The sequence below is a fragment of the Salibacter halophilus genome (genome assembly GCF_008806325.1).
GTDB lineage: Bacteria > Bacteroidota > Bacteroidia > Flavobacteriales_G > Salibacteraceae > Salibacter > Salibacter halophilus.
In genome coordinates, this window is sequence record NZ_WACR01000004.1 from 114,896 (window position 1) to 128,699 (window position 13,804).

Sequence of the window (13,804 nt, forward strand, 5' to 3'; positions counted from 1 at the left end):
TCATGGTTTTTATACGGTTCTACTAAAAAGTTCTCTTTTGGGTTTGTCTCGTTTTAAATGTGCGTCAAATGTCATGCAAATGTTACGGATAAAAGGCTTTCCTTTATCTGTAACGGTGAGGCTTTGATTGCCTATTTCTAAGAGTTCGTCTTTTTCAAACTCAGTGAGTTGGGCAATTGCTTCACCTACTGTGGGATGCTTTAATTTTTCATCCTCCCAGCTCGTTTCAAACTGACACATAAGGTTAAGTATGTGTTTCCTTATCACGAGATCTTCCCTGTTTAATAAATGGCCCCTAAAAATAGGTAATTCATTTTGATCGAGAAGTTTTTGATAGTTGCGAATTGTCTTGTGGTTCTGACCGAAAGCGGTCCATGAATCACTGATAGAACTCGATCCAAGCCCTATCATCAAATCAGTTGGCTGAGTAGTATAGCCCATGAAATTGCGGTGAAGGGTTTTATTTTGAAATGCGAGAGTGAGTTCATCATTTGGCAATGCAAAATGATCCATTCCAATTTCAATGTATCCGGCTTTTTCTAAAAGTGTTTTTCCCAATTCGTACAGTTCACGTTTGGCATCATTCTGTGGTAGATCGTTTTCTGAAAACTTGCGCTGAATGCCTTTCATCCACGGGACGTGGGCGTAACTGTAATAGGCAATTCGCTCAGGCATTAACTCTTTTACAAAATTGAAAGTTTGCTCGATCGACTCCGGCTGTTGGTGTGGCAATCCGTAAATGAGATCGTAATTGATAGACTCATAACCGATTTCACGCGCTGCATTAGTGACATCACGAACCATATCAAAAGGTTGAATTCGGTTAATCGCTTCCTGAACTTTTTGGTCAAAATCCTGTACACCAAAACTCACACGCCTGAAACCTAAATCGTAAAGGGTTTGAAGTTGGTCTCTAGTGGTGTTTCGCGGATCTGCCTCAAAACTCATCTTAGCCTGTGGGTGAATTGTAGAGGTGCTCTTTATCATTTCAATCAGATCGCTGAGGTTCTGTTTTGAAAAGAAGGTAGGTGTCCCTCCGCCAAGGTGAATCTCAGAAATTTGAGGAACATCAGGCAATAGGTTTAAGTAAAGCTGCCATTCTTTTATTACGTAACCGATGTAAGAATCCTCAACTTTGTGGTTTGTTGTATGGCGAACATTGCAGCCACAATAATGACAAAGACTTTCACAAAAGGGTAGATGTATGTAAAGACTAATCCCTTTTTCGTTATTGGTAGCTCTGAAAGTTTCCACCACAGATTCTTTCCATTCATCGAGATCTATCGGGTCGTTTTTCCAGTACGGGACAGTTGGATAACTCGTGTAACGGGGGCCGGGAACGTTGTATTTTTTGATCAGTTGTTTTTCCATCTTTAGAAGCTCAATTGAGCTTCAAAGATCAGGAGTAGAAAGCTGACATCCCATGAGTGAAATCAAAACAAATACTGATTTTTGTCAGGATTTTAGAGCTTTCCTTTCAGGTATTGACCTGTATAGCTCTCTTTGTGATTTATTAAATCTTCCGGTGTGCCGGCAAAAACTAAATCTCCACCATTTTTACCACCTTCTGGTCCAAGGTCAATTACCCAGTCTGCAGATTTGATGATCTCGGCATTGTGTTCAACCACAATAATGCTGTGACCGTTGTCGATCAATGCGTTGAGAGCTCTGAGTAGCTTCTCGATATCATGAAAGTGTAAACCGGTTGTTGGTTCGTCAAAAATGAAGAGCGTTTTGTCACGTGTTTTTCCTTTTACCAAAAATGAAGCGAGTTTAATACGCTGCGCTTCACCACCACTCAATGTACTTGAAGATTGACCGAGCTTGATATAACCAAGCCCCACGTCTTGAAGCGGGAGCAGTTTGTTTACAACCTTTTTAGCATCGTTTTCTTCCTGAGCACCAAAAAATTCAATTGCTTCATCAATGGTCAGATCCAATACATCAGCAATTGTTTTTCCCTCGTACTCGATTTCCAGAACTTCACTCTTGTAGCGTTTCCCTTTGCAGGCATCACACTGCAAATGGATATCAGCCATAAACTGCATTTCAACAGTAATTTCACCCTCACCTTTGCATTTTTCACAACGGCCACCTTCAACATTAAACGAGAAATAGGAAGGTTTGAAACCGCGGAGTTTTGCGAGTTGCTGCGAAGCAAATAGCGAACGGATTTCATCAAATGCCTTTACGTATGTAACCGGGTTGCTTCGTGACGATTTGCCAATCGGGTTCTGATCGACAAACTCGATGTTTTGAATTGCACTTATGTCTCCGGCTAACTCGTCAAATTCTCCTGTTATATCACCGTACTCACCGAGTTTCTTTTGAATTGACGGGAACAAGATTTTGCGAACGAGAGTAGATTTTCCCGATCCTGAAACACCTGTTACAACTGTCAAAGCCTTTAGAGGGAAAGAAACATCAATGTTTTTGAGGTTGTGTTCACGAGCACCGCGAATATCGATTGACATTTTCCAGTCTCTGCGCTTTTCAGGCGTTTCAATATTCATTTTACCGGTGAGATATTTAGCCGTAAGACTTTCATCACTATTGATCAGGTCGTCATGATCGCCCTGGAAAACAACCTCACCACCATTCGTTCCGGCCATTGGCCCCATATCAATGATTTCGTCAGCAGCTCGCATCACTTCTTCCTCGTGTTCAACCACGATTACCGTATTTCCTAGTCTTTTGAGAGAATGCAACACGCCAACCAAACGGTTTGTGTCACGTGGGTGTAATCCTATACTCGGTTCATCGAGGATGTACATTGATCCAACGAGGCTGCTTCCTAAAGTTGTAGCCAGATTAATGCGTTGTGATTCACCGCCTGAAAGTGATCCTGAAGTTCGGTTGAGTGTGAGATAGCTCAATCCAACTTCCTGTAAAAACTGTAGTCGATTGTTGATCTCTATTAATAGTCGTTTTCCAACTTTCTTGTCGTAATCGGTTAAATGATTGTTGAGATCCTGGAACCATTCGTAGAGCTCATCAACAGGAGTGAGTACCAGGTCAATGATCGATTTCTCATTGATTTTGACATACGAAGCATCTTTGCGGAGGCGTGTTCCTTTACAATCTGGACAGGTTGTTTTTCCACGGTAACGCGATAACATCACGCGAAACTGGATTTTGTAACTCTTTGATTCCAGGTGTTTGAAAAAAGCATTGAGTCCTTTGAAGTACTCATTTCCCGTCCACAACAACTCTTTTTGTTCCTCAGTAAGCTCGTGAATAGGGCGGTGAATAGGAAAGTCAAACTTAGTTGCATTCCTGATGAGCTTGTCTTTCCATTTACTCATCTTTTCGCCTTTCCAGCAAACGATAGCATCTTCATACACAGATAATCCTTTGTTTGGAATCACGAGATCAGGATCAATTCCCATCACACTTCCAAACCCTTCACAGGTTTTACAGGCTCCCAGCGGATTATTGAAAGCAAAGAAGTGGTGAGTTGGTTGTTCAAATGTTATTCCGTCTAACTCAAAACGGTTTGAGAAATCCTTGCGGTCAAAGCCATCATCTGTTTTGGTCAGAACCGAACAACTTCCGTCACCTTCATAAAAGGCTGTTTGTACAGAGTCGGCAATGCGCATTTGATTGTCTTCATCATCGTTTGCTACAACGCGATCGATTAAGATTTCCAGGTTCTGACTGTGAACATCAGGATCAAAATCTTCAATTCTAACCGGTTTTTCATCACTCAGCAAACGAGTAAATCCTTGCTGTTTGAGGATTTTGACCTGTTCCTCAAGTGTTTTGTTTCCCGTAACGAGGAGGGGAGAGGCGATCATCAGTTTTGATCCTTCAGGTAGATTGGTGATGTAATTTACAACATCAGTAACGGTGTCTCGCTTTACTTCATCACCGGAAACAGGCGAAAAAGTGCGACCAATACGAGCGAATAATAATTTGAGATAGTCGTAAATTTCAGTTGTTGTTCCTACTGTAGAGCGGGGATTACGTGTGTTTACTTTCTGCTCGATGGCAATTGCCGGAGAAATTCCTTTGATATATTCAACTTCAGGCTTGTCGAGCTTGCCCATAAATTGGCGGGCATAAGACGAAAGTGATTCTACGTAGCGTCTTTGTCCTTCAGCATAAAGTGTGTCAAATGCCAGCGATGATTTACCGGAGCCGGATAATCCTGTGATGACAATAAACTTGTTTCGCGGAATTATGACATCGACACCTTTGAGGTTGTGCATTTTAGCACCTTTAATAACAATGTTCTTCTTTGTGTCGACTTGCTGGAGGTCCGTTTTTGGCATATTTTGCTAAAATTTGAATTTGCAAAGGTACAGGGAACTGAGATTTTATTTGTTTCGAAAAGATTTTTTTTTCATCTTAGCACCATATTTAACAGAAACGAGCTCCAGATAGTTCAATTCAAACAAAAATTTTAAAGCCTATAGTAGCATTTTTACTCTTCAAGAATTTTAAGTGATTAATTGAAAAAGAGGAGGTAATTATGCTTTGTGCTAATGTAAGCGATAAGGAACTCGTAAGTCAATATTTACGAGGAAAAGAACAGGCTTTAGAAATTCTCATCACCCGACATAAAGAACGCGTTTTTACTTACATTGTATCTTTGGTTAAAGATCGTCAACTCGCTGATGATATTTTCCAGGATGTATTTATTAAGGTTGTAAATACCTTAAAAAGAGGTAAGTATAACGAGGAAGGGAAATTTCTTCCATGGGTAATGCGCATCTCTCATAATCTCGTGATCGATAACTTTAGAGCTCTTAAACGCAATCCAACAATTGATGGTGGGGGAGACTTCGATATATTTGATTTAATCAAACGCGAAGATCCAAATGCTGAAGACCAACTTGTTTGGGATCAGATCACGGGAGATCTTAAGGAAATCATTGAAGAACTTCCTGATGAACAGCGCGAAGTGCTCAAAATGAGGCACTACGGTCAAATGAGTTTCAAGGAAATTGCCGAAGAAACTAATGTGAGCATCAACACTGCTCTTGGTCGTATGCGTTATGCGCTTATCAATATGAGAAAAACGATAGAAGAGCGAAGAGTGGATTTGCTCAAGCATTGATTTGATTGGTGAAAAAATCATTTTTTGATTTACATACAATAAGATCATGACTGTGGCCGTTATGTGGGAAATGAACCTAAAAAAAGTAAACATATCGTGCCTATGGAGCAACAGTTACCCTTTGAAAATGCTCACGATGAGCCTAAACACAAACAATTACTCGATGAAGTAAACAATGAAATTTACGAGCAGTATAAGAGCACACCGAGTAACAATACAGTTCAAAACATTTTGAATTATTCTAAATCACTCAAAGTTGAAAAAAGTAAACATGTTGGTGATTTAGCTTATAACATGAATTAAATAGAAAAGCCCCGAATTCAGGGGCTTTTTTTATGTTATATCAGTTGATTTCCTGTCATTTCCTCAGGAATATCGATTTCCATTCTCTTTAAAATGGTAGGTGCAAGATCACCTAACTTACCGTGTTTGAGATCGATTTTTTGGTCAGATCCTGTGACAAAGATACACGGTACCGGATTGGTTGTGTGAGCTGTGTTTGGTGATCCATCTGCGTTGATCATGCAGTCGCTGTTTCCGTGATCGGCAATGATGAAAAATTCATAGCCGTGTTTGAGACCTGCTTCAACAACTTGTTTTACTGATTGGTCAACTGTTTCACAGGCTTTTACCGCTGCTTCAAAAACTCCGGTATGACCAACCATATCTGGGTTGGCGAAGTTGAGACAAACAAAATCTGGCCATTCGTTTTCGAGTTCGGCTATGATTTTGGCTGTTACTTCAGGAGCGCTCATCTCAGGTTGTAAGTCGTATGTTGCTACTTTAGGTGAATTGACCATGATTCTCTTTTCATTTTCAAAAGGTTCTTCACGTCCTCCCGAAAAGAAGAATGTCACGTGTGGATATTTTTCAGTTTCTGCTATTCTTATTTGTTTTTTCCCTGCTTTAGCGATTACCTCTCCGATTGTGTTTTTCAGATTATCCTTCTCAAAAATAACGTGTACATTTTTGAAAGTATCATCATATCGTGTCATCGTGCAGTAATAGAGATCGAGCTTTTTCATTTCCTGTTCAGGAAAATCCTGTTGAGTTAGCGCCATTGAAATTTGACGGCCTCGATCGGTTCTGAAGTTGAAGTTGATTACCACATCGCCATCGTTGATGGTTGCCAAAGGCTCGTGATTGTCATTTTGGAGCACGATTGGTTTAATGAACTCATCGGTTACGTCATTCTCGTAACTCGATTTGATGCCTTCAGCAGCACTTTTAAATTCTGCACCCTTGCCGTGAACCATTGCATCATAAGCCAACTTAACGCGTTCCCAACGCTTATCGCGGTCCATCGCGTAATAGCGACCAACAATTGAAGCGATTTTTGCCGGAGTGTCACTAATATCTTTCTCCAGTTTTTCAATAAAGCCTTTTCCACTGTGCGGATCACAATCGCGACCATCAGTAAAAGCGTGGATGTAAATATTTTCAAGTCCGGTTTTAGCTGCTTCTTTGGTCAAACCCACAAGGTGGTTCATGTGAGAGTGTACTCCGCCATCTGATACCAATCCGATGAAATGCAGGTTTTTACCTTTTTCTTTAGCGTGTTGGAATGCGGCTTTTAAAACCTGGTTCTGACCAATAGAGCCATCTTCAACAGCTTTATTGATTTTGACTAAATCCTGAAACACCACGCGACCAGCACCCAGGTTCATGTGACCCACTTCAGAGTTTCCCATTTGCCCATCAGGCAAACCTACCGCCATGCCTGATGTGTCAAGCGTGTTGTGTGGGTATTTGGTGTAAAGTGAATCGATAAATGGTGTATTGGCTTTGTCGATTGCCGATACATTTTTATCCTTAGCTATTCCCCATCCGTCAAGGATCATGAGAACTACGCGATTGTTCATGGTGCTTATTTTTTACAAAGGTATAACCTGATTTTAAATTCGGGTGTTTATCGTAGACTAATGAACGATTATCACCGGTGAACGTTTGTGTTTTGTAATTTTGTTTGAACTTTTTAGTTGTTTTGCGTTTAACATAGTGTATGACAAAGAAGAAAGACGATAAAGAACTGGGAAAAGAATCTAAGACACCTATTGATCCTGATAAAGTAGCTGAAAATCCTGGCTTGTTGCCTTATGCCAGTAATGTTGGAGCTGTTTCGATCAGACCCGAGGATAAAGGGAAAATCGTGGGCAGGGCGATGTCGAGCATGGCTGATCAAACGAATCGTCAAATGGATCAGATAAAAGGACAGATTCAAACGCTTGCCGGACAGGCAAAACAACTTCAAAACCGTGTTGAAATCAGTCAGCAGATTTACGATGCTGATATCAACTTTGAGCCTGTTCCAGGTAAAGTTTATTTCCTCTATCAAAAGAAAGACGAAACGATGTTATTGTCGATGATAGCTCCAAATGAATGGGGAAGAAAAAAGCCTTTTGAAAGTTTTGTTGCTTCAGTACAGTTACTTTCAGATCACACCTGGGAAGTGATTGAGTACAGTGATGATCAAAAGTAGACCCTGAATCCTGCACCAAGAGTTAATAACTCCATGTAGGAAAGCTGTTTGTAGTTTTCATTAGCTGAGTAATTGTAAAGATCTAGATCCCAAATACTGGTTTCAAAATACAATCCAGCTTCTTTTATAAACTCGGTATCAAATGATCTGCTGATTTCTATTTGATAGAAGGATCCAAATCGCATTGCTGTTGTCCACCAGTAATAACCTCTTTCATATTGGCTGGTATTATTGTATTTGCTGTATCGCTCCCCGTAAGTGTAATTGATTCCAATACCCAGTGAAACAGGGTAGAGGTGAGTTTTATCATCAATATCGAATTTCCATGGGGTAAAGCGAAGTTTCAATGCTGAGCTGTATATGGGCTTGAGGAATTCATTTTCGGGAACTATGCCAAATGAGTACTCGAGATGTAATTTCTTTTTGTAGAGGTTCCAGTTTGGCCCAATTGAAACCATCCCGATGTTTCCTGCAAACTGTCCCTGAGCTCCGGTTGGAATCAGTTTTTTTGCAAACGAAGAGCTCGATGAATCCTGGGCTCTGACCGTAATTGAGAGACAGAATAAAATAAGCAATATGTAGTGTCTCCTTCTCATCTTAGTTTGTTACAAGTCTGTAAGAGAATTTATCATCCCATATTTTTAAGAGGACAAACTCACCGTTTTCAGGACTCGAGGTATTGAGAAAAGGGACATTTCCTGCCATAGAAGGTCGAAAGGCAAAATTGTGGTTGTGGCCATTTATGCTGATGAGTGTGTTTGGGTATTTATTGATTGTATTAAAGTAGTCATCTCTCAATGAAGGATTGAAATCATCGTTGTCATAAGGTACATGATTAACGACAATCGCTTGCTTGTAAGATGAAGTATCGGCTAATTGTTGATCGAGCCAGGAGATATCAGGTACATTTTGAGAGAAGTTAAATTCTCTGGCGTTTGTATTCAGGTAGATGAATTTGTAACCATTAAATGTGAATGTGAAGTCGTATGGACCGTACATTTCGCGAAATACTTTACTGCCATTTCCAATTAAATCGTGATTCCCAATAACAGTAATATAAGGAGCTTTAATTTCTTTTAAGATGTCGTGTATTAATTTGTATTCTTTTTGAATTCCAAAATCCACAAGATCTCCGGTGTGTATGACGAAATCAAGATTATCGATTTTGTTGATTCTGTCCACAGCTATTGATGCTCCTTCATAAAACCTTTGAGAGTCACCAATTAATGCTAGAGTTATTGTGTCAGAACCGGAATTGCGAAGTCTGTTGATGTTTTGTTGGTTAATGTCCATGTATTCTTCACTAAGATCAACCTGATAATGGTTGTATTCAAACTTATCACAGGAGAGATAAGTTAGAGACATGACAAAGAATAAAGATAGCGATTTGATGGGTTTCATTAACCAGTATTTGTAGTTGAAACGTAGTTTTTTAAGCAATGGTTAAAAAGGTAACAAGATTTTATGTGATTTGGTTTTAAATTAACTTAAAATGAATTCATAAAAAAACCCTGACGAAGCCTTGCGGCTTGTCAGGGTTTAAATTCAAAAGCCAATTAATTGCTTTTTATTTTCTTATTTGTCCATTACCCAGGACATAATATTTATTAGTCACCAATTGTTTTAGTCCAAGCGGACCGCGGTGGTGAAGTTTGTCAGTACTAATTGCAAGCTCAGCACCAACTCCCATTTGACCACCATCAGTAAAACGTGTTGAAGCGTTGTGATAAACAGCCGCACTGTCAATCTGCTCCATAAACTTAGAAGCATCAGCTTCATTTTCAGTCAATATTGTATTTGAGTGACCACCTGAATAATGGTTGATAGTTTCGATAGCGTCATCGAGTCCGTCAACTGCTCCAATTGCAGCTTTCATCGCGAGGAACTCCTCAAACCAAACATTTTCATCTTTGATTTCATCGTTTGTATCGAGTTTGTCGATTACATCGCTGCTTGCGATAATTTTTACGCCTGCATTAGAAAGTTCAGACTCAATTTTCTTGAGCGTTCCTTCAAAATCAGGATGATTTTTATCGACTAATACTTTATCGAGAGCATTACATCCTGATATTTTATCAGTTTTAGCGTTGATAATAACCGGAATAACTTTTTCCATATCAGCATCTGGAGCTACATAAGCAAAGTTATTTCCACGGCCACTGATCAGAACCGCACATTTAGCATGCTCTTTGACAAAATTGATCAACTTTTCACCACCGCGTGGCACGATGAGATCGAGTGGTTGATCTGGATTGCGCAAGAATTCTTGTGTCGTGGCGCGATCCATTTTGAGATACTGGATCCAATCCTCTTCAAGACCATTGTCTTTTAAAGCCTTGTGCCAGCATTTAACGAGTTCTTCGTTACTGTTGTGGGCTTCTTTACCACCTTTTAGTAATATTTTGTTGTTTGCTTTAAATGCGAGAACAGCAGCTTCAATTGTAACATCTGGGCGAGACTCGTAAATGATCATGATGGTTCCGAATGGAGCCGTTTTGTTCGTGATTTTGAGTCCGTTCTCGAGCGTATCATCACTGATAGTTTTACCTACCGGATCATCTTGATTTTTCACTTCACGCACGGCTCTAATCATGTCATCAACTTTAGCTGAATCTACTACAAGCCTGTCGTAAAGCGCCTGATCATCACGATCAAATGCTTCGAGATCTTTTTTGTTTGCTGCAATGATGGCTTCCTTATCTTTTTCCATGTAGTCCATCATTGACTGTAATACTGCATTCTTTTTTTCTTCGCTTAAAAGCTTCATATATAAAATTGATTTTATTCGAAAATCTTGTCGGTCAGAGCCGATTTTCGGTTCTGACCATCACATTACTCATCATCTTCCTGAAAGATGCGAGTTCCAACATCCTTGCCATGAACAATATCCATGATGATATCTGGTGTTTTACCGTTGGCAATAAATGTTGTTATGTCCTTGGCAGCAGTTTTCTTTGCAACATTTAGTTTGGATTCCATTCCTCCACGTCCTTCACCTTCTTTTTTGGTAGAAGACTGTACGAATTGTTCAACTCTTTGATCAGTTGTGACGTGTGTGATCAATGATGAATCATCATGATCAGGGTGACCGTCATACAATCCATCAGTATCAGTGAGGAGGATAAGCATATCGGCATTGATCAACTCTGCAACAAGACTTGCTAATTCGTCATTATCTGTAAACATTGACATGGATAATGATACTGCGTCATCCTCATTTGCAATAGGAACAATTCCCTGGCTCATGAGTCCTTCGTAACAGTTGATCATGTTTTCGCGATGCTTACCGGGATCGAAATCTCGTTTCGTAGCCAACACTTGTGCGCAGCGCATTCCGTAATCGTGGAACATGCTGTAATAGTGTCGCATCATGCGAGGTTGACCAACTGCAGAGTAAACCTGCCTGCGTACTGTATCATTTTCAATGTTATTGGTGTCCAGAACTTCTTTACCGGCAATTACAGAACCGGAAGAAATTAAGACTGTAATGACATCTTCCTCATATAACCTGGCTATTTGATCAACCAGTCTTTTGAGGATTGGGCCAACGATTCGGTTATCTTTATTAACCATTACGTTAGTCCCTACTTTTACAACAACTCTCTTTTTGTACTGCTTTTCAGAATCCATGTCTAAATGTGCGCGTTTTTAACTGTTTTCGTTTTGTTCTTTACCGAGTTCAACTGCGCGATTGAACGCGGCATATGCTGCTTCTTCAACGAGATCTTTGATATTGTTGTCCTCCATTGAATCAAGTGCTGCACGGGTTGTACCGCCCTTAGATGCAACACGGTTCATCCATGATGCAGGACTGAGATCTGACTTGTTGAATAATTCTACAGCTCCTTCAAATGTTTGACTCACTAAAACTTTAGAATCGTGTTCTGAGAAACCCATTTTGCGAGCTGCGTCCATCATGCTTTGCATGAAATAGAATACATATGCAGGACCACTACCTGAAATTCCTGTAGAGGCATCAACATCGTTCTCTGTGTCGAGACGAACAGAGCGACCTGTTGTATCGAGTAGTTTTTCTACAGTTGAAAGCTCAAGTCTTGAAACTTCGTCTGAAGCTGTAAATGATGTTAAACCTTTTCCAACCTGTGCTGGTAAGTTTGGCATTGCACGAACAACTTTTGTGATGCCGAGTCCATCTTTCATACTTTGAATTGTTACACCTGCCATGATGGAGATCGCAAGTTGATCTTTTGTCATCATCGGTTTTAACTGTTTAAACAATTCTTCAGAGTGATATGGTTTAACCGCGATAAAGATAATGTCTGCACTGGGAAGACAATCTTCTAGGTTCGTGTAAACATCAAAACGGCTTACTTTTTTGAGTTCTTCTGTTTTTTCCGGACTCGTATCCGAAATCATCAGGTTTGTTTTTTGGAGAAATTCTGATTTTACGAGGGCTTTAGCGTAAGCTAATCCCATATTTCCTGCTCCAATTACAAGTACTTTCATGAATGAAAATTTTCAGTCTTAAAGTTAATTAATTTATTCACTCCTTAGCCGCAAGGTTTGTGCATTTTGTGGGTTTAAGAGATTATATGTCTGTTAATGTCAAGATGATAGGTTTTTGTAAACAATTTAAAATCAATATTTAACAGCTTATTTCTTTAACTAAAATAAAAAAATATTGTACTGGGTGTCATATTGTTTGCTTTTGCGCCATATAGTCTGAATGCTGCAAATGCGTCATATTTACCTTCGTGTTGTGTATTTGTTTCTACAATTCCGAGACTCTGATTTGTGGTGATCACGGAGCTAGAAGTTGACATTTACAATTAAATTGTAGTGGCTGAAGTAAGTGCGGTAAAACATGTTCTTTTCAGGAATTGTGATATTCTCATCAGAGATCCGATAGATGTAAATAAACCTGAGATCAAGCCCTTTGAGCATCCCGTTGAAAGAATATTGGATATCAGATGTCAATTGGCTGTAAGGCGGAATTGCGTACTTGTTATTCTCAAGATCTTTTTGGGATACTGAAAAAATTCTGTTGTAAGCAAAGCCGGCATTTATATCACCGTATTTGGAGTTGTTGATACGGTAGTTCGCTTTTAGCTTCATCACATCAGAATTACCAAACCCGTCCTGCCAGCTTCTCGGTTCTGAAGTGAAGAAATTGTCTCTTCCCAATTCTCTCGGATAGAGAAAGCGACCTCCTTCAAAGGTATGCAGGTAATTCCCTGTGAGTAACCAGTTTGAAAGTTTTGTGCCGAGTTTTGCTGCAATGATATTTGCGTTTTCACCGGGTTGGTAGTAGCGATGGTTATAATCGAGCTGCTCTTGTTTAGGGAGTGCATGCTGAAATACGTACTGTACACCTGCCAATATATTTTCATTTTCGTAGTGTCCTTCAAGCCAGTGTATACCGTATATTCGGTCAAGCCAGTTAGTCCATAAGTTTACGCTCCATTTTTTCCCAATTTTATGTTGATGGCCTGCAACAACCAATGCTCTTGTATCACTTTTCTTGCGGTAATTCGATATTGTTCCATCAGGTTGTAATCCTCTACCAATAATTCCGATTCCATCATTCAAAGAATACCAGTTTGTCATTCCGCGGGATCCTATTCCGTTGATTACTCCCAAAAAAGATTTGCCTTTTGCATGTTGATATTCGCTCCATATTCCCTGATAAACGAAAGGCATCATTCGACCATCTAATTGCTGGAGAAGCGGTTCCTGATCAATATTTTGACTTCCAATTGTAACACGAATGTTTTCCTGTTCATAGCTGAGGTATAACTCATCAAAGCGAGTGTGTGTTTTATCAAAATTCGTTTCATTTAAATCGTAAAGTTCACTTTCCCATTTAGCACTTAATTGTGGGCTTGAATCGTTATACAATTCTGATGAGAATGTTTTGAATGCGATGTTTCCTGTTACACCCAGACTAAAACCATGGAATTTTGCTGTTTGAAATTTTAGAGAACCGCCAGTGGCATTTGTCCAGTAGTTTGGAAGGGTGGAGTGGTGAACGGTTGCCATGAAGTAATTTCGGATCTGACCATTAAATTTACCTTTTGAGAAGAATTCACTCAGGTTTTCGATATCGGTAGAGTCTGATTGTGAATTAGCGTGTGTTTCTAACGGGGTAATTAGAAGGAAGAAAACGTAAAAAAATAGTAATTTTTGTGAGTATATTTCCTTTAATGACACGATATGCTGAGTGTTTTAGTTTTTGATCGGCTGCAAAAATGATCCCAATATTATCAATTCACAGTGATTGTTGTTACAAGAGCTGTTTATTT

General features: G+C 39.6%; 12 protein-coding genes. 3 read left to right on the top strand and 9 right to left on the bottom strand.

Annotated elements, in window-relative coordinates; all coding sequences use genetic code 11:
* Positions 1 to 9 precede the first annotated feature (9 nt).
* Positions 10 to 1,371 carry an oxygen-independent coproporphyrinogen III oxidase gene (hemN, locus tag F3059_RS05370; protein ID WP_151167106.1) on the bottom strand — a complete coding sequence of 454 codons (1,362 nt, stop codon included), beginning with the start codon at positions 1,369 to 1,371 and terminating at the stop codon, positions 10 to 12.
* Positions 1,372 to 1,463: 92 nt separating this feature from the next.
* On the bottom strand, positions 1,464 to 4,274 hold the full coding sequence (uvrA, locus tag F3059_RS05375) for an excinuclease ABC subunit UvrA (RefSeq protein WP_151167107.1): 2,811 nt from the start codon (positions 4,272 to 4,274) through the stop codon (positions 1,464 to 1,466).
* Between the two features lie 200 nt (positions 4,275 to 4,474).
* Between uvrA and F3059_RS05380 the strand changes: the two genes are divergently transcribed.
* The gene (locus tag F3059_RS05380) at positions 4,475 to 5,062 is read left to right on the top strand and encodes an RNA polymerase sigma factor (protein WP_151167108.1); all 588 of its coding nucleotides are present in this window, start codon (positions 4,475 to 4,477) and stop codon (positions 5,060 to 5,062) included.
* A 102-nt stretch (positions 5,063 to 5,164) separates the two neighbouring features.
* Positions 5,165 to 5,365: a hypothetical protein gene (locus F3059_RS05385; RefSeq protein WP_151167109.1), complete on the top strand. Its 201-nt coding sequence runs from the start codon at positions 5,165 to 5,167 to the stop codon at positions 5,363 to 5,365.
* Between the two features lie 35 nt (positions 5,366 to 5,400).
* Here F3059_RS05385 and gpmI read toward each other — a convergent pair whose 3' ends face one another.
* Complete coding sequence (gene gpmI, locus F3059_RS05390) at positions 5,401 to 6,924, bottom strand: 2,3-bisphosphoglycerate-independent phosphoglycerate mutase (RefSeq protein ID WP_151167110.1); 1,524 nt, start codon at positions 6,922 to 6,924, stop codon at positions 5,401 to 5,403.
* A 140-nt stretch (positions 6,925 to 7,064) separates the two neighbouring features.
* Between gpmI and F3059_RS05395 the strand changes: the two genes are divergently transcribed.
* The gene (locus F3059_RS05395) at positions 7,065 to 7,541 is read left to right on the top strand and encodes a DUF2452 domain-containing protein (RefSeq protein WP_151167111.1); all 477 of its coding nucleotides are present in this window, start codon (positions 7,065 to 7,067) and stop codon (positions 7,539 to 7,541) included.
* Here F3059_RS05395 and F3059_RS05400 read toward each other — a convergent pair.
* The 6 genes from F3059_RS05400 to F3059_RS05425 all read right to left on the bottom strand — a co-directional run bounded on the left by F3059_RS05400 (position 7,532) and on the right by F3059_RS05425 (position 13,712).
* Positions 7,532 to 8,137 carry a hypothetical protein gene (locus F3059_RS05400; RefSeq protein ID WP_151167112.1) on the bottom strand — a complete coding sequence of 202 codons (606 nt, stop codon included), beginning with the start codon at positions 8,135 to 8,137 and terminating at the stop codon, positions 7,532 to 7,534. The two genes, F3059_RS05395 and F3059_RS05400, sit on opposite strands and share 10 nt — an antisense overlap.
* Position 8,138: 1 nt before the next feature.
* Positions 8,139 to 8,942, bottom strand: a complete 804-nt coding sequence (locus F3059_RS05405; protein WP_151167113.1) for a metallophosphoesterase family protein — start codon at positions 8,940 to 8,942, stop codon at positions 8,139 to 8,141.
* 166 nt (positions 8,943 to 9,108) lie between these two features.
* Positions 9,109 to 10,308 (bottom strand): glutamate-5-semialdehyde dehydrogenase, encoded by a 1,200-nt coding sequence (locus F3059_RS05410; RefSeq protein ID WP_151167114.1) that lies wholly within the window; start codon positions 10,306 to 10,308, stop codon positions 9,109 to 9,111.
* A 65-nt stretch (positions 10,309 to 10,373) separates the two neighbouring features.
* Positions 10,374 to 11,171 carry a glutamate 5-kinase gene (gene proB / locus F3059_RS05415; RefSeq protein WP_151167115.1) on the bottom strand — a complete coding sequence of 266 codons (798 nt, stop codon included), beginning with the start codon at positions 11,169 to 11,171 and terminating at the stop codon, positions 10,374 to 10,376.
* Positions 11,172 to 11,189: 18 nt separating this feature from the next.
* Positions 11,190 to 12,008 (bottom strand): pyrroline-5-carboxylate reductase, encoded by an 819-nt coding sequence (gene proC / locus F3059_RS05420; RefSeq protein ID WP_151167116.1) that lies wholly within the window; start codon positions 12,006 to 12,008, stop codon positions 11,190 to 11,192.
* A gap of 303 nt (positions 12,009 to 12,311) precedes the next feature.
* A complete protein-coding gene (locus tag F3059_RS05425) occupies positions 12,312 to 13,712 on the bottom strand; it encodes a hypothetical protein (RefSeq protein ID WP_151167117.1) in 1,401 nt (466 codons plus the stop codon).
* Positions 13,713 to 13,804 lie beyond the last annotated feature (92 nt).

Coding starts and splice junctions, on each gene's coding strand:
- hemN (WP_151167106.1), bottom strand. CDS start 1,371: ATGGAAAAACAACTGATCAAAAAATACAACGTTCCCGGCCCCCGTTAC.
- uvrA (WP_151167107.1), bottom strand. CDS start 4,274: ATGCCAAAAACGGACCTCCAGCAAGTCGACACAAAGAAGAACATTGTT.
- F3059_RS05380 (WP_151167108.1), top strand. CDS start 4,475: ATGCTTTGTGCTAATGTAAGCGATAAGGAACTCGTAAGTCAATATTTA.
- F3059_RS05385 (WP_151167109.1), top strand. CDS start 5,165: ATGGAGCAACAGTTACCCTTTGAAAATGCTCACGATGAGCCTAAACAC.
- gpmI (WP_151167110.1), bottom strand. CDS start 6,924: ATGAACAATCGCGTAGTTCTCATGATCCTTGACGGATGGGGAATAGCT.
- F3059_RS05395 (WP_151167111.1), top strand. CDS start 7,065: ATGACAAAGAAGAAAGACGATAAAGAACTGGGAAAAGAATCTAAGACA.
- F3059_RS05400 (WP_151167112.1), bottom strand. CDS start 8,137: ATGAGAAGGAGACACTACATATTGCTTATTTTATTCTGTCTCTCAATT.
- F3059_RS05405 (WP_151167113.1), bottom strand. CDS start 8,942: ATGAAACCCATCAAATCGCTATCTTTATTCTTTGTCATGTCTCTAACT.
- F3059_RS05410 (WP_151167114.1), bottom strand. CDS start 10,308: ATGAAGCTTTTAAGCGAAGAAAAAAAGAATGCAGTATTACAGTCAATG.
- proB (WP_151167115.1), bottom strand. CDS start 11,171: ATGGATTCTGAAAAGCAGTACAAAAAGAGAGTTGTTGTAAAAGTAGGG.
- proC (WP_151167116.1), bottom strand. CDS start 12,008: ATGAAAGTACTTGTAATTGGAGCAGGAAATATGGGATTAGCTTACGCT.